The sequence below is a fragment of the Curtobacterium sp. MCLR17_055 genome (genome assembly GCF_003234305.1).
GTDB lineage: Bacteria > Actinomycetota > Actinomycetes > Actinomycetales > Microbacteriaceae > Curtobacterium > Curtobacterium flaccumfaciens.
Map to the genome: position 1 here is coordinate 147417 of NZ_QKSX01000005.1, position 21687 is coordinate 169103.

The window sequence follows — 21687 nt, forward strand, 5'->3', positions numbered from 1 at the left end:
TTGCGGTCGGTCTGGCAATCGCCGTGTCGGCAGCAGCTCTGGTCGGCATCCGTGCAACGGCAGGATCAGCGGACACCGCAGCCTCGGCGGTGACGGTCACGAAGGTCACCGCGACCACCACCGTCACCTCGACCGGCAGTGCCGTGCGCACCACCCTCAAGGTCAAGAACACTGCCGCCGTGCGGAAGCCGGCTTCCTCCGCTTGGCTGTACCTGTCCGCCGGCACGAAGAAGTACACACTCGGCCGGGTCGCGGTGAAGGCACTCGCCGCTGGTTCGAGCACCTCCGTCACCGCGGTCCGCGGGACGCCCTCCCGTGCCACGGCCCGCAAGTACTCGGTCCTCGCCTGCGTGGGCGCGTACTCCGCGAAGCAGTGCCGCACGTCGGCTGTGACCGTCACCAGCACGCCCACGAAGCGCGCGCGCCCGGAGACGGGCGTGATGCTCGACGTCGCTCGCGCCTACTACCCCGTGGCGCTGATCAAGCGGTACATCGACCTGCTCGCCGACGACGGCAGCCGCTTCCTGCACCTGCACCTCACCGATGACCAGAACGTCGGGATCGAGAGCACGGTCCTCGGCCAGACCCTCGCCAACGCTGATCTCGACGACGGCGTGTACACGAGCCGCGTGACCCATCGCCCGTTCCTGAGCGCCGTGCAGGCACGCTCGATCGCCGCCTACGGGGCGAAGCGAGGCGTCGCGATCGTGCCGGAGATCGACACTCCCGGACACATGGCCGCCGCCTTCGCCCTGCTCGAGGCACAGCACGGGACGAAGTGGGTCGACCGCGTCCGTTCGGGCGAGAACGAGCTCGACCCTTCGGCGCCCGCGAGTCTCGCGCTGGCGAAGAAGCTGTACGCAGAGGTGCAGCGGACCTTCCCCACCAGCCGAACCGTGCACATCGGCGGGGACGAATGGGGCGACGACGTCTCTGCCGCCCAACGCGTCGCCTGGATGAACGCGATGGCGGCGACGGTCGGCGACCGCGAGGTCTGGGCGTGGAACGACGGGATCGATCGGGTCGCGGTCGGGCGACTCGATCCGCGCATCCACGTCACGTACTGGAGCTTCGACGGCGACACCGAGGACGCAGCCGAGCGGCGCGAACGGCGAGCACGACGGGCGAGTGCGGTCGACCTGCAGCAGGCCGGGATCGACCTGCTCAACTACAACTCGTACTACCTCTACGAGGTGCCGACCGACCTCGACCCGGCCGACAGCGAGTACACGGTCGCCGACCTCCGCGAGAACTGGTCGCTCCGGGCGTGGGACGGCGACTCCGGTTCGGTGCTCGCGGCTCCGATGTCGGGTGCCGCCGTCGCGATCTGGGGTGAGGACCTCGAGGACCCGCCATCTGACGCGCTCCTGCGGTGGAGCGCGCCGCACGTGACGGCGATGATCGAGACCGCAGCCTCCTGACGGACGCATGTCGGGCCTCCAGGCCGATCGCTGGAACCGCCGGACCCGCCGCCTGCCTACCCGAGCGGCTCGACGCCGTAGCTGGTGACCACCGCACGCAACTCGTCCAGGTACGCCTGCGCCTGCACGGTGAGGGGAACCGAGGCGTGCGCGATCCAGCCGATCTCGATGCGCTCGTCGACGTCGAGTGGGATGGCGACGATCTCGGGGTCGAGGTCGTCGCTGATCAGCCCGGTCGAGATCGTGTACCCGCCCAGACCGATCATGAGGTTGAAGATCGTCGCCCGGTCCGACACCCGGATCTCCCGCTTGCTCGACATCGTCGACAGGATCTCCTCGGCCAGGTAGAAGGAGTTGTTCGCACCCTGGTCGAACGTGAGCCGAGGCAGGTCGGCGAGGTCCTCGAGGGTCGCACGCTCCCGCGACGCGAGCGGGTTCCGCTTGGCCACGAAGATGTGCGGCTGCGCGACGAACAGCGGTGTGAACACGACCCCGGCGTCCCGCAGCAGCTTGCCGAGCACCTGCTTGTTGAAGTCGTTGCGGTAGAGGATGCCCACCTCGCTGCGCAGCGTGCGGACGTCTTCGATGATGTCCCAGGTGCGCGTCTCGCGCAGCGAGAACTCGTACTCGTCCGCAGCCGCTGCTTCGACCATGCGGACGAAGGCCTCCACCGCGAACGAGTAGTGCTGGGCGGACACCCCGAGCAACCGACGCGACCGCTGGCCGCCGACGTAGCGCTGCTCGAGCAGGGAGACCTGCTCGACGACCTGCCGGGCGTACCCGAGGAACTCGACGCCGTCCACGGTGAGGACGACGCCCCTGGCCGATCGGGTGAAGAGCGGGCGCCCGATCCGAGTCTCGAGGTCCTTCATCGCTGCGGACATCGTCGGCTGCGACACGTAGAGCAGGTCGGCCGCTGCGCTGATCGAGCCCTCTGTCGCGACCTCGATGAAGTACCGGAGCTGCTGAAGGGTGATGTCGTTCGAGACCCGGGCCATAGGCCGAGGCTATACCGGTGCATAGCGTCTCGGTATTACCTGATGGCTCGGTAATCCCGCCATGATCGAGGCACCCCTTCCCCAGCGCCCGCGGGCGCTCGACGAACAGATTGCCGACCATGGCGAACGACCTCACCTTCATTATCACCCGGACCCGGTTCGACGAGGACTACTCCCCCGCGGACAGCTCCCGGCTGACCACGAACTTCGCCAACCTGGCGCGCGGCGAGCACCGTCAGCAGAACCTCCGCGCTGCGCTGGCGATGATCGACGGGCGAGCGAACGAGCTGGCCGCGGCACACGACCGCTACCGTCTGCAGCTCGACATCGTCTCGGTGGCGCTGGAGTTCTCCGACGGTGGTTCCGACGCGGAGTTCCCGCTGCTCGAGATGCTCGACGTCACGATCGTCGACCAGCACACCGGCGAGCGCCACCAGGGGATCCTCGGCAACAACTTCTCGTCGTACCTGCGCGACTACGACTTCTCCGTCCTGCTGCCCTCAGCGTCGTCCGGCATCCCGTCCGCCTTCGGCCAGCTGCACGGGGCGCTCTTCCAGCGTTTCCTGGAGTCAGACGTGTTCGGATCGCAGTTCGGTACCGAGCCCGTCGTCTGCATCAGCGTCTCGACGAGCCAGACCTACCGCCGGAACGGGTACGTCCACCCGGTGCTCGGCGCCGAGTACGAGCACGAGCACTCCTCGCTCACCGACGACTACTTCGGCCGGATGGGCATGCGGGTCCGGTACTTCCAGCCCGCCGGAGCGGCTGCCCCGCTCGCGTTCTACACGCGCGGCGACCTGACGGGCGACTACAGGGACCTCCAGCTCATCGGCACGATCGCCACCATGGAGACCTTCCAGAAGATCTACCGCCCGGAGGTCTACGCCGCGAACACCCCGGCCGGCAGCACCTACCGCCCCACCCTCGACCACACCGACTTCACGCCCACCCCGGTGACGTACGACCGTGAGGAGCGCAGCCGCCTCGGGATCACGCAGGGCCGGTGGACCGAGGAGCACCTGGTGCGGCCGCACCACGCACTCCTCGCCCGGTTGGCTGATCCCGCCCTCGCGCGCTGACTTCCTCTGCCCTTCGACTGACTGGACCGTCACACCCATGCGTTCTCTCCTCCCCACCTCGATCGTCGGCAGCCTGCCGAAGCCGTCCTGGCTCGCCGAGCCCGAGCGGCTCTGGTCCCCCTGGGAGCTGCAAGGAGCAGCACTGACCGAGGGCAAGCAGGACGCCCTGCGCTCCGCCGTGCACGAGCAGGAGCGCCGCGGCATCGACATCGTCAGCGACGGCGAGCAGACCCGCCAGCACTTCGTCACGACGTTCATCGAGCACCTGGACGGCGTCGACCTGGAGCGCAAGGAGACCGTCCGCATCCGCGACCGGTACGACGCGGCCGTCCCGACCGTCGTCGGTGCCGTCAGCCGTCGGGCGCCCGTCTTCGTCGAGGACGCTGCGTTCCTGCGCGCTCAGACCGATCGCCCCATCAAGTGGGCGCTCCCCGGCCCGATGACGATGATCGACACCCTCTCCGACCAGCACTACAAGAGCCGCGAGAAGCTGGCGTGGGAGTTCGCCACGATCCTCAACCAAGAGGCACGCGAACTGCAGGACGCCGGCGTCGACATCATCCAGTTCGACGAGCCCGCCTTCACCGTCTTCCACGACGAGGTGCAGGACTGGGGCGTGGCCGCGCTCGAGCGTGCAGCCGAGGGCCTGCGCGCCGAGACCGCCGTGCACATCTGTTACGGCTACGGCATCGAAGCGAACAACAAGTGGAAGGAGACGCTCGGCGCGGAGTGGCGGCAGTACGAGCAGTCCTTCCCGCTGCTGCAGCAGTCGTCGATCGACATCGTCTCGCTCGAGTGCATCCACTCCCACGTTCCCCTCGAGCTCGTCGAGCTCATCCGCGGCAAGAAGGTCATGCTCGGGGCGATCGACGTCGCGACCGAGACCGTGGAGACCCCGGAGGAGGTCGCGGAGGTGCTGCGTCGGGCGCTCGAGTTCGTCGATGCGGACAAGCTCATCCCGAGTTCCAACTGCGGGATGGCGCCCCTGGCGCGGGGTGCGGCGCTGGACAAGCTCGGCGCGCTGTCGGCTGGTGCGGACATCGTGCGTGCTGAGCTCGTCGGCACGGCGGCCCCGTCGGCCCGCTGATCGCCGCGAAACACCACGGCGGCTCTCTTCCGGAAGGAGGAGAGCCGCCGTTCGTGTTGCGTCCGCCGCGTGGCGGCTCTCACCCCGGCCTGGAGGCGCGGCTGCGCTCCGGCTGGCAGGTCACGCCGGCAGTGGCGTCACCTTCCACCGCCCCTCGCGGGGGAAAGCAACCAGTACGGGACAAACGCCCACACGGGCGCCGAAGCGAGAAGCCACCAAGCCGTCGGACTCAACGTCGACGACGCCAATCCCACGATGATCAACCAACTCATCGCGAGCGCCGCAACGAACCCTGCGGTGACCGCACACGAGATGCGACCTCTGCACCGGTCTTGAGCAAAAGCGGAGCCGACCGCCCCCACGAGGAACAGCGCCTGTACCGCCGCGAGCAGGATCGCGGTTCCCAACGGAGTTCCGTACCCGCTCGGGCTGCCATCCGGGCCGAACGTCGTCGCGATCCGGTCGGGCAACCGATCCCACCAGACGCTGGTGAGCGCGACCACGATGACGATGGGGAAGGAAGCAGCGGTGGCAGCGAAGACCCCCTCTCGCTTGCGTCTGCCACGGGCGCTGGACATCAGTGCGTTCATCAGCGGTTGCATGTCTCCCGCACTTCCCGCTCGATGAGCGCCGTGGCGATCGCGTCGGCCGCGCGTGGAGCCTTCGCGAGCGTGTGCACCACCGCGGTGAGCCCTGCCGCGTTGGCGATGACCGCTCCTGCTGCTCGCACCTCTCCGTTGATCCAGGTCGATGCCCCTTCCCGCTGCCAGCTCACGGTGCGGGACTGCCCAGCCCCGGGTTCGAGCGCCCAGTCGGCGTAGCGACAGAGATCGTCGAACGTGGACCAGACGCCCCCCGCCGCCGCGAACGACGACTCCCCGAGCGCCCACGGCTTGATGGCACGACCGAAGAGCTTCGGCACCACCCGGTCTGCTGGAGCTGGCACGAGCGCCGCAGAGCTGATCCCCGCCGGGTCGAGGACGTGCTGGCGCACGGCGGCGAACCAGTCGCCGTGCACCTCGTCGAGTACCGCGCCGAGGAGGGCGTACCCCAGGTTCGAGTACTCGAACTGCCCTCGGGGTGCGACCGGCACTGCGACTACTGGTTCCAGCGGAACCCCGACGGCCTCTCGGTACGGGTCGCCGAACAGGCGGTCGCGCATCGCGGCAGGAAGCCGTGGAAGACCCGAGGTGTGGTGGACGAGGTCAGCAACGGTCATCTCGGCGTCGGGAACACCGGGGAGGTAGTGCACGACCGGTCGCTCAACCTCGAGCGTGAGCCAAGCCGTCGTGCCCACGAGCCCCTTCGTGATGCTCCCCCACTCGAGCATCGAAGCGGCGGCGTACGGCCCACGGGGCTCGCGGACGGTTCGCCAGCCGCCGGCCCTGCGAAGACTCGCGCGCCAGTGTCCGGAGTTCTCAAGCGGATTCCGCGCCACGTGTCCCTCCTTGAGAACGGGCCGAAAGGCGGGCCACTGCGCCTTCCCACAACGACCGAGCTCGGCGGTGGAGACTCACGACGTGGGCATCCACGAAGAGGAGGTCGTACGCGGCCATCACGAGGGCGAACGACGTCAGACCCATGAGCAAGGCAATCGCCAGGTGGAATGTGAGCATCGCCGTGACAGCCACAGGCCTCCCCGCGCGGAAAAAGACGAGTATGGGGAAGAACACCGATGTCAGGACAGTGGCGTAGGCACCGATCACCATCAGCCAATCGGACTGCACGAGCAACGGGGTGATCCCCGGGAGGAAGAACTCTGGGACGTTGAGGATGTAGTACAGCGCTGTGCCGTCTTGCCAGAGCTCACCCTGCACCTTGTACAACCCGGCCATGAGGTAGACGACAGTCACCTGAGTCACCAGGAGCAGGAGCCCCGTGTTGTTCAGGACCGACGCGCCCGGGCCCGCCTCGCGCTTTCGACGTCCTTTGACGATGGTGAACGCCGAGTAGCACCTGGTCAGCAGGAGGAAGAGCACTGCTGTCGCGGCCAAGGCATCACCACCGTCCATGAACGCCGGGTTCGCCATGTAGAGCGACCAGAGGAGCACGTAGTGGGCAGCGAGGACCAGACGGCCACCCACACCGAGCGTGACAAGCACCGCGACCACCAGGCCTATGTGGAAGACGACCTCGAAGTACACCGCCGAATCCGTCGCGGCGTAGAGGCTCCAGGTCCCGATACCTGCCGTGTAGTCGCGGATGCCCTCGAGCCCGTAGACACCGTCCGGGCCGAAGAACGTTGATCGCCCCGCGTACTGCCTGATGTAGAACGCCGTCGACACCACTCCGACGACTGCCCTGAGCAGGCTCAGTGCAGTCGTTGCACGAGGCGCGTCAACCATCCAGTCGACAATGACGCCGACTCGGGAACGGAGCGTCCGAATCACAACGGGATCCATTCGGAGTCCGTGATGCGGGGCTCTGCACGAGCTGACCTGTCGCCGCGCTTCGACCACGGCGTCAGCGGTTGGACGACGTATCGAAGCTGCACGGCGGACGGTTCTTCATCAAGATCACGCGCAGACGGGCATGGGACCCGTTGCGCCGCGTAGCGAGCCAGCACCCGCTCGGCACGTCGCTGTGCGCTGACGTCGGGAGGCACGAGGTCTTCCTTGTCTCTCGCCTCAAGCCGCTTGCTGATGTCATCCTGCGCAAAGCGCTCGACGAGTGCGTTGCTGACGATCCGGCTCTCGCGATCCGGGAAGAACCTCGACGACTGGGCCCGCGCGACGGCGGACGAAGAGATGTCGGTCCATCTTGTCGTCGTGCCTTGGCAGCGGATGCGAGCAACCACGCCGCGTTCGTCGCTGATCGGATCTGGCGCGAAGAGCTGCCAGTTCTGGGAGAGGTGCGGATTCAGCAGGGAAGCTACCGGACCAACGTCGAACTTCACCGGCGTGACCGGACCAGCCAGCACGAGCGCGCACGCGCCGAAGATTCCGGCGACTGCCACTCCAGCAGCTGCAATCAAGGTCTTTTGCATTGTTCCCCCGGAGGGAAGGGGCCCGCCGCAGGGACGAGCCCCCTCGTACTCGTCAACGATCGAAGTAGGCGGATTCGAGCTGCGCCGAAGGCTGCGGCGCCTCCGCGGCGAAACCGAGGATGCTCGCGAGACGAGCGACGTTCCCCGCCGCCTGCGGCGCAGTGGCCGCCTTGAACCCGGCTGCCAGAGCCTTCGCCACGCCCACCACTCCGCGCTGCTCTGGCTGAGAGTCCATCGACTGCGCACCCTGGTTCGCCACGACCTCTGCCATCGCGCTGGACTGCTCGTAGGACGTCTGCGCAGCCTGCGCTGGCGCCGCCAGCAGGAACGTGCTGCCGATCACAATCGCTGCGGCCGAACCGGCGAGCTTCGTATTGAGCTTCATCTTCGAACTCCAATCTGTTGTGTGGAGTACCTGTGTACCAGTTTCGAACCGACCGGTCTACCTCGCAGATGTGATGACATCGCGGGCTCGTTCGGCCGCTATTCCCGAAGCGGATGAGGACCGCCGGCATCGACATCATCCAGATGGCCGGCCCTGCACAGGACGGCTCGCCTCGACAACGGAGCGGGCCGTCCTTCGTGTCGCGTCCGGCAGGCGCCCGGGTCCCGGGCCGGACTGGAGGCGCGGCTCGGTTCGGGTGGTCAGCCCGCGGTCGTCACTCCTGACTGTCGAGGCTCATCTTCTCGAAGTCCCCCGCAACGCACTGCGAGCTGCCGTCGATCGTGTACCCGCGGGGATCCGCGCGGAAGTCGGAGGAGCTCACCGGACCGCCCCTGCCCCGGACGCCGAGGATCGGGTCCTCGCCGCCGGTCTGGTACCGCTCGGTCGTGACGCCGAGCTTCTTCCAGTGCTGTTCCACCGCCTTGACGTCGGCCTTCGGGTCAGCGCTCGCGGAGCGGACCATGGCGTAGACGTACTGGACGCCCCCTTGCCCCAGTCCCCGGCCGCACTTCCCGAGCCCCGGACCGTCGCTGACTTCCCAGCCGTCACCGACCACGTCGGTCGAACCCTCGACGAACGTGACGATCGACTGCTTCGCCCGCTCCGGGGTCTTCCCGAGCCCGGAGCTGCAGCCGGCGAGGACGGCGACCGCGAGCAGTGCCGCTCCTACAGACGGGAGGACGATGACGGCTTTCCGTCGAGGTACTTTCATCTGGGAACTCCACTCAGATCGCGCTGTGTCTGCGACGTTCGCACAATCATCTCGTGAGCCGTTCGGGCTGGCCGGTCGTGGCAGAGCCCACGTTCTGGAGCGACTGCGTGTCCTCGTCGAGGTAACCGCCGCCCTACCAGGTATGGACTCCATGGTCGCGTACGGGGTTGAGACCCGGCGCTCCGTCGGCGTCGAACGACGGCGTCTGCGAAGCGTCAGACTCGAGGGCGTTGACTACGGTCATGATCACCAAGGGCGTCATCCACCAGGTCGAGAGTGCGACTGTCCGGGATCGCAACGGCGTCTCAGTCGGCAAGGTCGTGCAGGTGTTCCCCTCCGACGAGGACGGCAGTGCGGCCTACGTCTGTGTCGCAACCGGCCTGCTCGGGCGACACCAGGCGCTCGTCCCCGCCGACGACGCCACGTTCGACGGCACGGACGTGCACGTCGGGTACACGAAGGACGCGATCAAGGACGCGCCGTCCCTCGGAGCCGGACGTACCCTGTCCCCCGCCGAGGCGAACGCCGTCCGCGGACACTTCGGGCTGTCCCGCACCGGCGCTGCGACCGGAGACATGGGCGACCCCCACGAGAACCTCGACCAGGCCGGGACAGGTCTTGCGGGTGCCGACGACACCGAGGGCGCAGGGACGACACCGCCGGCCTGAACGCACTGGGGTGAACGGCGCCGAGACCACGGCTATCGCCCACACCAAGCAAGGCAGCGGCCGGTCCTCTGGCGAGCGCGTGTTCCCTCGATGATGCGCGCTCCTCTGAGCGTGGCCGACGCGGGTTTCTCGGAGGAGCGTGCCGTTTTCGTCCGACGGGCTCCGCGGCCGTCGCACACGCGCAGCACCGCGAAGGCGCTGCTGCGAACGCTCACGGCGTCGCAGCGTGGTCACGTGTCATGGGAAGTCACCCTCCGACACACATCGACACAACCCTTCTCGCGGGCGTTCGGCGATGCCACAGTCTCGCCATGGCGCACATCTGGTCCGGCTGTCCGCCCACACCGGACGAATCGACACCACCCGGCGCCACACCACGCGACAGGTAGCAGTCCAGACCACGAAGGAGTCCTCGTGACCATCAGCAACCAGACCGCCGACAGCACGATCGACAAGGGCGCCGACGACGAACTCCTCGCCCGTTTCCGTCCGATCTTCGACCGCATCGCTGCCGGCGCCTCTGAGCGCGAACGCGACCACCGCCTCCCGTTCGAGGAGATCCGCGAACTCGCCGCCGCAGGATTCGGCGCCGTCCGCGTCCCCGTCGCCCACGGCGGAGCCGGGGCGACCCTGCCCCAGCTGTTCCGCCTGCTGACCGAACTCGCCGCCGCTGACAGCAACATCCCCCAGGCGCTCCGCGGCCACTTCGCACTGGTGGAGGACCGGCTGGTCGCCCGGTCCGGGGAACGTGAAGGGTGGCTGGACCGCTTCGGCCGCGGTGAGATCGCCGGCAACTCGTGGACCGAGGTCGGGTCAGTGCAGGTCGGCGACGTGATCACGAAGGTGACCCCGCAGCCGGACGGGACGTTCCGGATCACCGGGCAGAAGTACTACTCGACCGGCAGCATCTTCGCCGACTGGATCGACACCTACGCCGAGCGCACGGACACCGGCGAGCGGGTCATCGCGATCGTCGACGCGCACCAGCCCGGGGTCACCCACACCGATGACTGGGACGGGTTCGGGCAGCGCACCACCGGCTCCGGCACCAGCACCTTCGACGACGCCGTCGTGCAGGCCGACGCGGTGATCCCCTTCGACGAGCGGTTCAAGTACCAGACGGCGTTCTACCAGGGCGTGCTGTTGAGCGTCCTCGCCGGGTCCGTCCTCGCAGCCGAACGGGAGATCGCGCGCGAGGTCCGCAACCGCACCCGCGTCTTCTCACACGGCAACGCCGACACGTTCGCGGCAGACCCGCAGATCCTGCAGGTCGTCGGCGAGGTATCGGCGGCCGGGTTCGCCGCCACCGCCATCGTCGACCGGGCCGCCGCCGCCCTGCAGGGTGCGCACGAGGGAGCCGGGCTCGACACAGCCGAGGACGAGCGCCGCAACGACCGCGCCGAACTCGTGACCGCGCAGGCGCAGGTGGCGCTGACCACCCTGGCGACGACGGCGACCTCGCACCTGTTCGACGCGCTCGCGGCGTCCGGGGTGAGCACGACGAAGAACCTCGACCGGCACTGGCGGAACGCTCGCACCGCGGGCAGCCACAACCCGTGGGTGTTCAAGGCACGGATCATCGGTGACCACGCGGTGAACGGTGCCGAACCGCCCCGCGTCTGGGCGATCGGTGCGAGCCGCACCTCGTGACGCCTGTCGAAGCCGGACGGCTTCCGCGTGACCGCTGCTGCGATGTGCCTGCCCCACCGCCCGCCCGCCCGCGTACAGTCCCTGGCAACGCACTGCTGGCCAACCATCGGGGAACGCGATGCGACTGATCACGGGGACGACGCTGGCCGTTGCGCTGGCAGCAGGTGCGCTGATCGGCCTCGCGCCACCAGCGACTGCGGCCGGATCCGGAACGATCACCGTGCAGCTCGCAACGCCGGACGGCACCGCGATCCGGCTGGCGGACGTCGAACTCGCAGCGATCGGCACCGACGTCGTCGTCGGGAACGCCACCACCGTCGATGACGGCACCGCGACGTTCACCGGCATCCCGGCACCGGACACCGTCACGGTGACGACGCGGCAGCTCCCGCCGCACGGAACGGAGACCTACGCCCCGGGACTCCGCTCGGGCATCGCCGTCCGTGGCGGTTCCACAGTCGCGGTCACCGTGCCGCTCGTGATCGGCGCCACCGCGCAGGGCGGTGTGGTCGGCCCCACTGGACCCGCCGCCGGTCGCCTGATGTACGCCTGGAACGAGGACACCTCGCAGGTGTTCCGGACGACCTCGGACAGCGCGGGCCAGTACCGGTTCGTCGGGTTGAGCACCGGGAAGTACCGCATCGAGGCCTACGCCAGCGGAACGGCGTCGCCCGCCGTCTGGAAGACCCGGGTGTACCAGCAGCGAGGAACGCTCCCGGCTTCCCGAGTCACCTTGTCACGGCACTACGCACACAGCGACTACGACCTGGTCGTCTACGCGGCCTCGGCGTCCCGCAGCCCGTCGGCGCAGCTGAGCGGTGCGACCGTCACGGTGACGAACGCGACGACCGGAGCGTCGTTCTCGACCCGGTTCTCGACGCTGCTCGACAGCGAGCAGACGGCGCAGTTCCAGATCCCCTCCGGTCAGTACGTGGTGGAGCTCCGGACCGTCGCGACGACCACAACGACCGCGCAGGTGCTGTGGCTCGGACGTCCGGGCGGCACGTACCGGTACGTGGCCGACCGAGCGCAGGCCGTCCCGGTGAAGGTCGTGTTCGGCGGTCACGACTTCTGGGGCGGCGCCCTCGGATGATCCGGACCCAGCACCATCCCCAGCACAGGGCTGGCCGGACGCGGTTGGCTGCGTGACTGCGCGCGGTCGCGTGAGCAGCAACGGACAGGAGGCGCGGTGCCAGCTGGCACCGCGCCTCCTGTCCGGCAGACGGTCGCGGACACGCGACGGTGGCGTCGGCACCTTCTACATGTCGGCGATGAGACGGAGCGTGTAGCCGTCGGGGACCGTCTGGTGTTCGACGTAGTGCATGAACACCGGCGCGGCCTGGTCGGCCGTGAACAGCTCGGCAGGATGCCGGGGCTCGTGCGCAGCCTGAACGTCGATGGTCTCCGTGAGCGGTTCGGTGAGGTCGTGGTCACGGCCGACGATGTAGAAGCGGTACTCACCGTCGTCCTCGCGGCGGCGCAGCTCCACGCTCATCTTCTCCGCGGTACCACCGGCCTGCAGGTAGGAGTTTCCGTACTCGTCGGTGACCGACTGCGGGCCGGCGCGCCAGGTCTGGTCGTCGATCGGCGCGGAGAAGACGAGCCACGCGAAGTGGTCGTCGTTGTCGAGGAGGCCGAGGCTGCGTCGCACCTGGTCCGGGAGCGGGCGGAACGTGTCGTTCAGCACACTGCTGACTGACCCGTTGGACTTCATGATGATCAAAGCGGGCTACTCCACGTGCTCGTAGGCGACAGACGCAAGCTTTTCAAGCCCGCGTACAGCGGCCACGGCATGAGCACGATCACCAGAAGCCACGACCCGGGGCGGGTGGTGTTGATGATGAGGTTCAGCAGTCCGAGCGCGAGCAGAAGACTGGCTGCGATCACCATGAACCACGCAAACGGGGCGCGGATACTTCGGCGGCTTCACCAGCTCAACGTAACGGCGGACACATTGTCTCGCACGACGATTGACTTTCGAGACGCCTTGATGCGAGCGCCGGCGAAGACGGGCCAGTGGGTTGGCGTCTGTAGGTCTGCAAGATATCCAGCGAGACACTGGGGTACTCGACACACAACGCCCGCGTCAGCTCGACCAACTCGGGACTGCCTGGCCCTTTGATCGAAAGTGGCAGGCAGCGTAGCGGTGCTCCACGGCACACTTGAGGCCATGAGGCAGGACGACATCGATGAGGAGCTCTTCCCGCTCGGGGCTTCTGACCGCCGCAGGCACTCGATCCAGGCTCCAGCAGGCTGGCAGGATCTAGCAGTCACGCTGACGTTGTTCGGTCTGTGCCTGCCGATGCTCGTTGTCGGTTGGTTCGGCGTCGTGCTCTCGATGTTCGCCTTCGACGCGTGCAGCGCTGGGGGGTGCAACTACGCCGCCGGATCGGTCGCCTACATTGGCTTCCCGATCGCGGCCGTCGTCAGCACAGTGGTTTGGGTGTCGGTTGCTGAACGCCGTCGGCGTGCCCGTCGTCGTGCGTGGATGTCTGGAGCAGGGGCGATCCTCACCATCGTCGCCCTCTTTGCCCTCGCTGCGACCGTCGTCCATTTTGCAGCACAGCCGAATTGAGCTGTCCGGTCAGGCTGCCGGCGGCGTGCATCGGGTGGCCGGCTAACGTCTCATTGGCCGATGCTCGACCGGGCGCTTGGCTCGCTCCGGACGGGGTACGCGAGGAACACGAGCGGGGCGGGACCATGGTGGGGACCGAAACCCTCAATCGGAACGGAGCGAGAATGAGCACCCATCGGCAGCTCCGTGATGTCGCACGAGGTGTCGCGAGTTCGTTCTGCAGCGGCAACAACCGATACAGGGGCGCCTGGCTGCCTGGTGTGCTGCTCCACGAACAGGGGCCCTACCGCAAGCTTTCTTTCTCGCTCGTGCAGACTGCCGGCGGCCTCGGAGTCCTCAGCGCAGCCGGCGCCTACGCCGCGGAGGCGCGCATCCGCATCACAAACCGGCTACACCTGCCACAGCACTGGACCAGCGGTGGGACGCTCACGCTGCACTACTTGCCCCGCGAACCGAGTTGGACGCGAGAGGTATGGCTGCAACCACGAAGCGCCCTCGACCGCCCCACCTGGTGGTTCACCGTCGTCACCAGCATCGTCGATGACCGAGGCCGGACCCATGAGGGCACAATGAGCCGATGGTGCTGGCCCGATTCACGGCCGCTCCCGATCGCTCGCGAATTCTGGGACCCACAAGGGAGACGCGTTCGGACCTGAGCGCCCGTTGGCCGATGGCTCAGTGGTCACGAAGCACCTGCGACGGAAAGGTCCAGAGTCCTCAGACCACGAGAACTCGAGGCGGCTGACTCGGGCCCTACCGGGCGCGACCCCAGTCGACTTCAGTCGAGCCGGATGCGGACGACCCAGCCGACGATCGTCCCCTCGTGCGGGATTCGCGGGGCTAAGGTTCGCGCCGCGTGCTTCATCTCAGAGCCTGGGATCGGTTCCTGCCCCGAGCCGTTCGCGGACGACCCGTACCGTACCGACACCTGGTCGATCCGAGTGACAATGCCGTCGATTGGGCGCTCTGGCCCGGCACCAAGCTGCTTCGCATAGGTGTTGCGTTCCTCGGTCACCGTGCGTCGGCCTCCGAAGTGGCCGAGACGAATCGGGTCCGCGTCGACGACGTCCCACCTAACTTGCTCGCCGACGGCGACGTTGAAAGCGTCCTCCGCGACCTGCCACTCGATGAGCCAGACGTCGCGCTCCCCGTCTCCCAGAGGCGGCACGATACTCTCCGACGGGACGACGCAGGGTTGTCGCCGTACAGCTGCCGGGTCAACGAAGCTAGGGGCACCGGCGAACAAAGCGTGCGCTGTCGCGGGGATAACTACGTGTTTCGACGGACGCTGTTCGGGCGGCATGTCTCGAAGGCTATCCGCCTAGAGAGGGCGCCAGCCCTCGATATCTCGGCGGAAGTGACCGCTAACCGATCCTTCAACGGGCGGTGCTCGTGGCTGAGGAGGCGCGCGAGCGAGAAGTCGATCGAATCGCCGACGAGCACAACGACGGCGTCCCGTTCGAACCGAACGCAGGCGGATCCCGCACCGGACGACCGTTCGGCAGCTGATCGATTGCGCAGTCGATGTACTTGACGATCGCGAGCAGTCGATGTCGCGCCCGGTGTCCTTGAGTAGCCCTTGGGCTCCGGGGAGCGCGTCCCTGATTCAGAGTCATGAGGGGACGAACTTCGAACGGTCGCTGCCCAAGTTGCATGAGGAACCATTAAGCCCGGTCCGGTACGATCGGTTCTCATCAGGTCTTTTGTCTTCCACCCCCAGATGGGTGCCAAGCAGCGACTTTCAGCTTCCTCTTATGCTGCGCAGGCTGACGGCAGCTCGTGCTGTCTGCATGACTGAGGGGGTTCCGTGCGCTCGATGCTGCACGATCCGCGAACGAGGAAGCGCAGCCTGGCTGCTGCGATGCTCGGTGCGCTGGCGTTGTTTGGTTCTCTGCTGGTGGCGACACCGGCTAACGCGTTGAATGACACCGGCACTGGTGGGGTGTTCATGCCGACAAGTGGCCGTGTCCTCGACACGGCGAAGGGCACTGGAGGTTTCAGCACGCCGATGGAGGCGGGTAAGTACCGCACTATCAAGGTCGCTGGTCTCGCTGGTCTGCCGGATGATGGCTCTGTCGGCGCGGTCTCGCTGAACGCAACGGTTGGCGCGTCGGCTGGGAATGGCACCCTCTTCGGCCGCCCGGACGCGGACTCTGGTCGCACTACGATGCTGATCTACAACGGCGTTTCGGGGGAGTACACCTCGAATACGGCCACTGTTGCGGTCGGTGCTGACGGCACGATCCAGGTCATGACGGAGAGCTCAGCACGGCTGATCCTGGACGTGCAGGGCTACTACACGGCGAACACGGACGGGACCGCTGCTGGCGGGTTCGTTCCGGTCGCTAAGCGCATCGTCGATACCCGTTCCGGCATGGGTGCAGCCAAAGTCGCAATCGCGCCGGGCAAGAGCATCGACGTGCAGATCACCGGCGCCAATGGGATCCCCGCGGGAGCATCCGGTGCGGTGGTGAACGTGGTCGCAGTCAACGCGACTGACGCGGATGGGTACCTTACTCCGTACGCGACCGGTGGGACCAAGCCGGTGAACTCGCTGCACTACGCACCGTCGGCGACAACCTCGATCCAAGCTCAGATTCCCTTGTCCGCGGACGGCAAGATCACAATCGCGAACTCCACGACGACGACCAACCTCATCGTCGACTTGCAGGGCTACTTCACCGCCGCCGGGAAGGGTGGTGCGGTATTCACACCGTCCTACGGGCGAGCGTATGACTCGCGTGCCACGGGTAACACGGCGCTGGCGGAGAACGAGACTCGATCGATCCAGATCGCTGGCACCGCAGGCGTTCCCGTTATGGGCTCCGGAATCACGGCGGTCGTGCTCACGCTGATCGCCGTGCACGGTGGCAGCAACGGCAACGCTGACGTCTGGGCAGACGGCACCACCAAGCCAAACACCACTGCGATCAACTTCCAAACCAACGACATCGAGACCAACACCATCACCGTCCCGCTGGGCGCGAACGGGAAGATCTCGCTCCATAACTCGGCGAAGGCGACTGACTACGTTGTCGATGTCCAAGGGTGGTACGCGAACCCGCAGGCGCCGACGATCTCCTGCCCCGCTCAGTACGCCAACGGCTCCTGGGTCGACTCCCTCCCGGCATCCCCGGTGAGCTGCACCGTGTCCGCACCCGCGGCGCTGTCCTCGGACGCAACTTTGTTCACTCTCGTCGATGGCGACAGCAGCCAGGAGTACCCGCTGAGCCCCTCGGGCAAGACCACCGTCGCGACGCCGGTTACCGCCGCTGCCGGCTGGCACACTGTGGACGCGATTGTCATGCAGTCCGACGGAAGCAGCTTCACAGAGAGCATCGCGTTCGGACTGAACGATGGCGCCCCGAGCGCGACGGTCCGCGCAATCGAGGCCGCCAACCCGGAGGTCTTCCTCGGCCTCTCGCCAACGGCGCCCGACGTCACAGCCCGATACGCGCTGCAGACCAGCGGTGAACAGACGTCGAGTGTTCCGAGCAACGCCGACGACGACGTGACCGTGACCTCGACGGACACTGAGACTGGTGCGACGTCCAACCTGTCTGCCGGATTGCCGTTCGCCGCGACGGCGAGCACAGCACGGTCCGAAGCGAACGGCATCGTCAGCTTCGACAACGGAAACGGCTCCTACACCGTGCCGGTCTCACACGCCGATGGCAGCCTCGCGATCAACACGGTCCTGACCGGGCCGTCATCGCCGACGTCGTTCGCCTACCCGCTGGAACTCCCCAAGGGTGGCTCCGTGAGCGTAGAAGACAACGGTGCAGTGCAGATCGAGGATGCGAGCGGCATGCCGGTCGGCTTCGTCGATGCGCCCTGGGCCGTGGACGCGAACGGCGCCGACGTGCCAACCAAGTTCGTAGTCTCCGGTAATGTCGTCACGCAACAGATCGACACCAGCGCGCCCGGCGTGCAGTTCCCGGTCGTCGCGGACCCGAGCCTCTGGTCGGTCATCGGTAGCGCCGTCGGCTGTGCTGCGGAAATCTCAAGCCTCGCTTTCGCCGGCGCCAAGGTGCTCGAGACCTTCGTGAAGGCCGAAAAGATCCTCAGGGGGATCAGGAAAGCCATCTACTGGTACAACAAGTTGGGAGGCTCGATGAAGAAGGTGGTCGGCCTGCTCAAGAAGTACGTCCAAAACCGACACAGCCTCTCGGAAGAGCAGGTCGAGGCTGTATCAGGCCTCTTCCATGAAGGTGGGAAAACACTCTTGAATATCATCGGCCTCGGATCTTGCTGGTCACTCGCGACGGCGAAGTACTGACGTGTCGGAATTTCTCCACTGGCTATCCATCGGCGCATTGCCCGTAGCCTCCGCGATGATTGGCTTCTTGATCGTCCACGGACTCGACGAACGCGGAACCGAGGAGAGCACAGGCATTGACGGCAAAACCCTGCTCACCTGCGGGATCGTTGTCGTGGTGTGCTCGCTGCAACTGGCCGGCCGGCCCGCGATCGATCCGATCTGGCTGCAGTACGTACTGCTTGTCGGCGCCGCTCTTGTCGTAGGCGCCGTCACTCGATACGTACTCGGACGGCTCAGCACAAGACAGCGCTGACCCCCTGGCCATGTACGGCCCGATGGCCGGCCACCCTGCAACAGCAGGTGGCCGGCCATCGGCGTCTGTACCGAGACATGACGCCCGACACGTCACTACTCTGTGCGTGACCGTGCACGTTCCTTGAGGGTCAGCTGAGGGTCCCTCAGCGGAGACGGCCTCCCGCGGCACGCACATGACGGCGTTCGCGTCTCACATAGCCCGTCCGAAACGAATCTCGATGAGCGACCGCTATCCGGCCGCACCGGCGACGGTGTCCGTCAACTGAGAACGCCCCGCCGGCCGAAGCCAGCGGGGCGTCCCCACGAGTCAGACCAGGATCAGAAGTCCCAGTCCTCGTCCTCAGTGTTCACGGCCTTGCCGATGACGTACGACGAGCCGGAGCCCGAGAAGAAGTCGTGGTTCTCGTCCGCGTTCGGCGACAGGGCGGAGAGGATGGCCGGGTTCACGTCGGTGATGTTCTTCGGGAACATCGGCTCGTAGCCCAGGTTCATCAGCGCCTTGTTGGCGTTGTAGTGCAGGAACTTCTTGACGTCCTCGGTCAGACCGACCTCGTCGTAGAGGTCCTGCGTGTACTGCACCTCGTTCTCGTACATCTCGAACAGCAGCGAGAACGTGTAGTCCTTGAGCTCGTCGCGCTCGGCCTGCGTGAGGGTCTCGAGGCCCTTCTGGTACTTGTACCCGATGTAGTACCCGTGGACGGCTTCGTCACGGATGATCAGGCGGATGAGGTCGGCGGTGTTCGTGAGCTTGGCACGCGACGACCAGTGCATCGGCAGGTAGAAGCCCGAGTAGAACAGGAACGACTCGAGCAGCGTTGAGGCGACCTTGCGCTTCAGCGGGTTGTCGCCCTGGTAGTAGTCCATCACGATGGACGCCTTCTTCTGCAGGTTCGGGTTCTCCTCGGACCAGCGGAAGGCCTCGTCGATCTCACGCGTCGACGCGAGGGTCGAGAAGATCGACGAGTAGGACTTGGCGTGCACCGACTCCATGAACGCGATGTTCGTGTAGACGGCTTCCTCGTGCGGGGTGATTGCGTCGGGGATGAGCGACACGGCGCCGACGGTGCCCTGGATGGTGTCGAGCAGGGTCAGACCGGTGAACACACGCATGGTCAGGGTCTGCTCGGCCGGCGTCAGCGTGTTCCACGACTGCACGTCGTTCGACAGCGGCACCTTCTCGGGCAGCCAGAAGTTGTTGACGAGACGGTTCCAGACCTCGACGTCCTTGTCGTCCTGGATGCGGTTCCAGTTGATGGCCTGGACCCGATCAATGAGCTTCAGCTTCTCGACCAACGTGTGTTCCTTACAGAGATGGTGACTAAGTGACGGACTGGAGGCGCGGTGCGGGTTGGCACCGCGCCTCCAGGGAGCAGAGCGGCAGCTCTACAGCATGCAGCTGACGCAGCCCTCGACCTCCGTGCCCTCCAGCGCGAGCTGGCGGAGACGGATGTAGTAGATCGTCTTGATGCCCTTGCGCCATGCGTAGATCTGCGCCTTGTTGATGTCACGCGTGGTGGCGGTGTCCTTGAAGAACAGCGTCAGGGACAGGCCCTGGTCCACGTGCTGCGTCGCCGCGGCGTACGTGTCGATGATCTTCTCGGCACCGATCTCGTACGCGTCCTGGTAGTAGTCCAGGTTGTCGTTCGTCATGAACGGCGCCGGGTAGTAGACGCGGCCGAGCTTGCCTTCCTTGCGGATCTCGATCTTCGACGCGATCGGGTGGATCGACGACGTCGAGTGGTTGATGTACGAGATCGAACCGGTCGGCGGGACGGCCTGCAGGTTCTGGTTGTAGATGCCGTGCTCCTGGACGGACGCCTTCAGCGCCCTCCAGTCGTCCTGCGTCGGGATCGTGATGTTCGCGTTGTCGAACAGCGAGGCAACACGAGCGGTCGCGGGGGTCCACGTCTGGTCGGTGTACTTGTCGAAGAACTCACCCGACGCGTACTTCGAGTCGCGGAAGCCGTCGAAGGTCTCGCCGGTCTCGATCGCGATCTTGTTCGACGCACGCAGGGCGTGGAACAGCACCGTGTAGAAGTAGATGTTCGTGAAGTCGATGCCCTCTTCGGAGCCGTAGTAGACGCGCTCACGAGCGAGGTAACCGTGCAGGTTCATCTGGCCGAGGCCGATGGCGTGCGACTTGTCGTTGCCGTCCTCGACGGAACGCACCGAGGTGATGTGCGACATCTGCGAGACCGAGGTCAGGCCGCGGATGGCGGTCTCGATGGTCTTGCCGAAGTCGGGCGAGTCCATCGTCAGCGCGATGTTCAGCGAGCCGAGGTTGCAGGAGATGTCCTTGCCGATCTCCTTGTAGGACAGGTCCTCGTTGAAGGTCGTCGGGGTGTTGACCTGCAGGATCTCCGAGCACAGGTTGGACATGTTGATCCGACCCTTGATCGGGTTGGCCTTGTTCACCGTGTCCTCGAACACGATGTACGGGTAGCCCGACTCGAACTGGATCTCGGCGATGGTCGTGAAGAAGTCACGCGCCTTGATCTTCGTCTTCTTGATGCGCGAGTCGTCGACCATCGCGCGGTAGTTCTCGGAGATCGGGACGTCGCCGAAGGGGACGCCGTAGACCTTCTCGACGTCGTACGGCGAGAACAGGTACATGTCCTCGTTGTTCTTCGCGAGCTCGAACGTGATGTCCGGCACGACGACGCCGAGCGACAGCGTCTTGATGCGGATCTTCTCGTCGGCGTTCTCGCGCTTGGTGTCGAGGAACTTCATGATGTCCGGGTGGTGGGCGCTGAGGTAGACCGCGCCGGCACCCTGACGCGCACCGAGCTGGTTCGCGTAGGAGAAGGAGTCTTCCAGCAGCTTCATCACGGGGATGATGCCCGAGGACTGGTTCTCGATCTGCTTGATCGGGGCGCCGGCCTCGCGGATGTTGGAGAGGAGCAGGGCCACGCCGCCGCCGCGCTTCGAGAGCTGCAGCGAGGAGTTGATGCCGCGCGAGATTGACTCCATGTTGTCCTCGATGCGGAGCAGGAAGCAGGAGACGAGCTCGCCGCGCTGTGCCTTCGCCGTGTTGAGGAACGTGGGGGTCGCGGGCTGGAAGCGGCCGGCGACGATCTCTTCGACCAGGTCGATGGCGAGCTGCTCGTTGCCCTGAGCAAGGCCGAGGGCGGTCATGACGACGCGGTCCTCGAAGCGCTCCAGGTACCGCTTGCCGTCGAACGTCTTGAGCGTGTAGCTCGTGTAGTACTTGAACGCGCCGAGGAACGTCTGGAACCGGAACTTCTTCGAGTACGCCAGGTCGTTGAGTCGCTGGATGAAGTCCAGCGAGTACATGTCGATCGTGGCTTTTTCGTAGTACTCGTTCTCGACCAGGTAGTCGAGCCGCTCCTTCAGGTTGTGGAAGAAGACGGTGTTCTGGTTGACGTGCTGCAGGAAGAACTGCTTGGCGGCCTCACGATCCTTGTCGAACTGGATGTTCCCGTCCGCGTCGTAGAGGTTGAGCATCGCGTTGAGGGAGTGGTAGTCCATC

Annotated in this window: 20 protein-coding genes; 9 read left to right on the top strand and 11 right to left on the bottom strand. The window is 66.3% G+C overall.

Going from position 1 to position 21687, the window contains the following annotated elements:
* The first annotated feature begins 23 nt into the window (after positions 1 to 23).
* Entirely contained in the window at positions 24 to 1421 is a 1398-nt protein-coding gene (locus DEJ09_RS06275) for a family 20 glycosylhydrolase (protein ID WP_146245681.1), read from the top strand.
* A 56-nt stretch (positions 1422 to 1477) separates the two neighbouring features.
* Here DEJ09_RS06275 and DEJ09_RS06280 read toward each other — a convergent pair whose 3' ends face one another.
* A complete protein-coding gene (locus DEJ09_RS06280) occupies positions 1478 to 2419 on the bottom strand; it encodes a LysR family transcriptional regulator (protein ID WP_017886883.1) in 942 nt (313 codons plus the stop codon).
* A gap of 119 nt (positions 2420 to 2538) precedes the next feature.
* On the opposite strand from DEJ09_RS06280, the gene DEJ09_RS06285 reads away from it, so the two are divergent.
* Both DEJ09_RS06285 and DEJ09_RS06290 read left to right on the top strand, forming a co-directional pair.
* The gene (locus DEJ09_RS06285) at positions 2539 to 3498 is read left to right on the top strand and encodes a putative oxygenase MesX (protein WP_111087942.1); all 960 of its coding nucleotides are present in this window, start codon (positions 2539 to 2541) and stop codon (positions 3496 to 3498) included.
* A 37-nt stretch (positions 3499 to 3535) separates the two neighbouring features.
* Positions 3536 to 4585: a methionine synthase gene (locus tag DEJ09_RS06290; RefSeq protein ID WP_111087943.1), complete on the top strand. Its 1050-nt coding sequence runs from the start codon at positions 3536 to 3538 to the stop codon at positions 4583 to 4585.
* Positions 4586 to 4722: 137 nt separating this feature from the next.
* Here the strand turns inward: DEJ09_RS06290 and DEJ09_RS06295 are convergent, their stop codons facing one another.
* The 6 genes from DEJ09_RS06295 to DEJ09_RS06315 all read right to left on the bottom strand — a co-directional run bounded on the left by DEJ09_RS06295 (position 4723) and on the right by DEJ09_RS06315 (position 8728).
* Positions 4723 to 5175 carry a DUF1648 domain-containing protein gene (locus DEJ09_RS06295; protein WP_181433281.1) on the bottom strand — a complete coding sequence of 151 codons (453 nt, stop codon included), beginning with the start codon at positions 5173 to 5175 and terminating at the stop codon, positions 4723 to 4725.
* Positions 5175 to 6023, bottom strand: coding sequence for a serine hydrolase (locus DEJ09_RS06300; protein ID WP_111039808.1), 849 nt, complete (start codon positions 6021 to 6023; stop codon positions 5175 to 5177). Before DEJ09_RS06300 ends, DEJ09_RS06295 begins: the two co-directional genes overlap by 1 nt.
* A complete protein-coding gene (locus DEJ09_RS06305) occupies positions 6004 to 6987 on the bottom strand; it encodes an HTTM domain-containing protein (protein WP_111087945.1) in 984 nt (327 codons plus the stop codon). The genes DEJ09_RS06300 and DEJ09_RS06305 overlap by 20 nt, the downstream gene beginning before the upstream one ends.
* Positions 6972 to 7571 carry a DUF5819 family protein gene (locus DEJ09_RS17925; RefSeq protein ID WP_139196728.1) on the bottom strand — a complete coding sequence of 200 codons (600 nt, stop codon included), beginning with the start codon at positions 7569 to 7571 and terminating at the stop codon, positions 6972 to 6974. The genes DEJ09_RS06305 and DEJ09_RS17925 overlap by 16 nt, the downstream gene beginning before the upstream one ends.
* A gap of 52 nt (positions 7572 to 7623) precedes the next feature.
* The gene (locus DEJ09_RS06310) at positions 7624 to 7956 is read right to left on the bottom strand and encodes a hypothetical protein (protein ID WP_071405895.1); all 333 of its coding nucleotides are present in this window, start codon (positions 7954 to 7956) and stop codon (positions 7624 to 7626) included.
* Positions 7957 to 8230: 274 nt separating this feature from the next.
* Positions 8231 to 8728 carry a hypothetical protein gene (locus tag DEJ09_RS06315; RefSeq protein WP_111087946.1) on the bottom strand — a complete coding sequence of 166 codons (498 nt, stop codon included), beginning with the start codon at positions 8726 to 8728 and terminating at the stop codon, positions 8231 to 8233.
* 242 nt (positions 8729 to 8970) lie between these two features.
* Between DEJ09_RS06315 and DEJ09_RS06320 the strand changes: the two genes are divergently transcribed.
* The 3 genes from DEJ09_RS06320 (at position 8971) to DEJ09_RS06330 (ending at position 12139) form a co-directional block, all read left to right on the top strand.
* Positions 8971 to 9396: a hypothetical protein gene (locus tag DEJ09_RS06320; protein ID WP_111087947.1), complete on the top strand. Its 426-nt coding sequence runs from the start codon at positions 8971 to 8973 to the stop codon at positions 9394 to 9396.
* A gap of 414 nt (positions 9397 to 9810) precedes the next feature.
* A complete protein-coding gene (locus DEJ09_RS06325) occupies positions 9811 to 11046 on the top strand; it encodes an acyl-CoA dehydrogenase family protein (protein WP_111087948.1) in 1236 nt (411 codons plus the stop codon).
* 220 nt (positions 11047 to 11266) lie between these two features.
* Entirely contained in the window at positions 11267 to 12139 is an 873-nt protein-coding gene (locus DEJ09_RS06330) for a carboxypeptidase-like regulatory domain-containing protein (protein ID WP_146245682.1), read from the top strand.
* A gap of 165 nt (positions 12140 to 12304) precedes the next feature.
* Here DEJ09_RS06330 and DEJ09_RS06335 read toward each other — a convergent pair whose 3' ends face one another.
* The gene (locus tag DEJ09_RS06335; RefSeq protein ID WP_111087950.1) at positions 12305 to 12769 is read right to left on the bottom strand and encodes a hypothetical protein; all 465 of its coding nucleotides are present in this window, start codon (positions 12767 to 12769) and stop codon (positions 12305 to 12307) included.
* A gap of 447 nt (positions 12770 to 13216) precedes the next feature.
* Between DEJ09_RS06335 and DEJ09_RS06340 the strand changes: the two genes are divergently transcribed.
* Positions 13217 to 13621, top strand: coding sequence for a hypothetical protein (locus tag DEJ09_RS06340; RefSeq protein WP_146245683.1), 405 nt, complete (start codon positions 13217 to 13219; stop codon positions 13619 to 13621).
* Between the two features lie 778 nt (positions 13622 to 14399).
* Here the strand turns inward: DEJ09_RS06340 and DEJ09_RS06345 are convergent.
* Complete coding sequence (locus DEJ09_RS06345) at positions 14400 to 14924, bottom strand: DUF6578 domain-containing protein (RefSeq protein WP_146245684.1); 525 nt, start codon at positions 14922 to 14924, stop codon at positions 14400 to 14402.
* Positions 14925 to 15428: 504 nt separating this feature from the next.
* Here DEJ09_RS06345 and DEJ09_RS06350 point away from each other — a divergent pair.
* Positions 15429 to 17900: a hypothetical protein gene (locus DEJ09_RS06350; protein WP_146245685.1), complete on the top strand. Its 2472-nt coding sequence runs from the start codon at positions 15429 to 15431 to the stop codon at positions 17898 to 17900.
* 1 nt (position 17901) lies between these two features.
* Entirely contained in the window at positions 17902 to 18195 is a 294-nt protein-coding gene (locus tag DEJ09_RS06355) for a hypothetical protein (protein WP_111087954.1), read from the top strand.
* 320 nt (positions 18196 to 18515) lie between these two features.
* Here the strand turns inward: DEJ09_RS06355 and nrdF are convergent, their stop codons facing one another.
* Together nrdF and nrdE are read right to left on the bottom strand one after the other, a co-directional pair.
* Complete coding sequence (gene nrdF / locus DEJ09_RS06360; RefSeq protein ID WP_017886894.1) at positions 18516 to 19490, bottom strand: class 1b ribonucleoside-diphosphate reductase subunit beta; 975 nt, start codon at positions 19488 to 19490, stop codon at positions 18516 to 18518.
* Positions 19491 to 19580: 90 nt separating this feature from the next.
* A complete protein-coding gene (gene nrdE, locus DEJ09_RS06365) occupies positions 19581 to 21686 on the bottom strand; it encodes a class 1b ribonucleoside-diphosphate reductase subunit alpha (RefSeq protein WP_111087955.1) in 2106 nt (701 codons plus the stop codon).
* Between the last annotated feature and the right edge of the window lies 1 nt (position 21687).

Bases quoted from the DNA above. Each gene is read 5' to 3' on its own strand.
- DEJ09_RS06320 (WP_111087947.1), top strand. From the start codon at position 8,971: ATGATCACCAAGGGCGTCATCCACCAGGTCGAGAGTGCGACTGTCCGG.
- DEJ09_RS06280 (WP_017886883.1), bottom strand. From the start codon at position 2,419: ATGGCCCGGGTCTCGAACGACATCACCCTTCAGCAGCTCCGGTACTTC.
- DEJ09_RS06290 (WP_111087943.1), top strand. From the start codon at position 3,536: ATGCGTTCTCTCCTCCCCACCTCGATCGTCGGCAGCCTGCCGAAGCCG.
- DEJ09_RS06305 (WP_111087945.1), bottom strand. From the start codon at position 6,987: ATGGATCCCGTTGTGATTCGGACGCTCCGTTCCCGAGTCGGCGTCATT.
- DEJ09_RS06345 (WP_146245684.1), bottom strand. From the start codon at position 14,924: ATGCCGCCCGAACAGCGTCCGTCGAAACACGTAGTTATCCCCGCGACA.
- DEJ09_RS06285 (WP_111087942.1), top strand. From the start codon at position 2,539: ATGGCGAACGACCTCACCTTCATTATCACCCGGACCCGGTTCGACGAG.
- DEJ09_RS06310 (WP_071405895.1), bottom strand. From the start codon at position 7,956: ATGAAGCTCAATACGAAGCTCGCCGGTTCGGCCGCAGCGATTGTGATC.
- DEJ09_RS17925 (WP_139196728.1), bottom strand. From the start codon at position 7,571: ATGCAAAAGACCTTGATTGCAGCTGCTGGAGTGGCAGTCGCCGGAATC.
- DEJ09_RS06340 (WP_146245683.1), top strand. From the start codon at position 13,217: ATGAGGCAGGACGACATCGATGAGGAGCTCTTCCCGCTCGGGGCTTCT.
- DEJ09_RS06315 (WP_111087946.1), bottom strand. From the start codon at position 8,728: ATGAAAGTACCTCGACGGAAAGCCGTCATCGTCCTCCCGTCTGTAGGA.
- DEJ09_RS06295 (WP_181433281.1), bottom strand. From the start codon at position 5,175: ATGAACGCACTGATGTCCAGCGCCCGTGGCAGACGCAAGCGAGAGGGG.
- nrdE (WP_111087955.1), bottom strand. From the start codon at position 21,686: ATGGACTACCACTCCCTCAACGCGATGCTCAACCTCTACGACGCGGAC.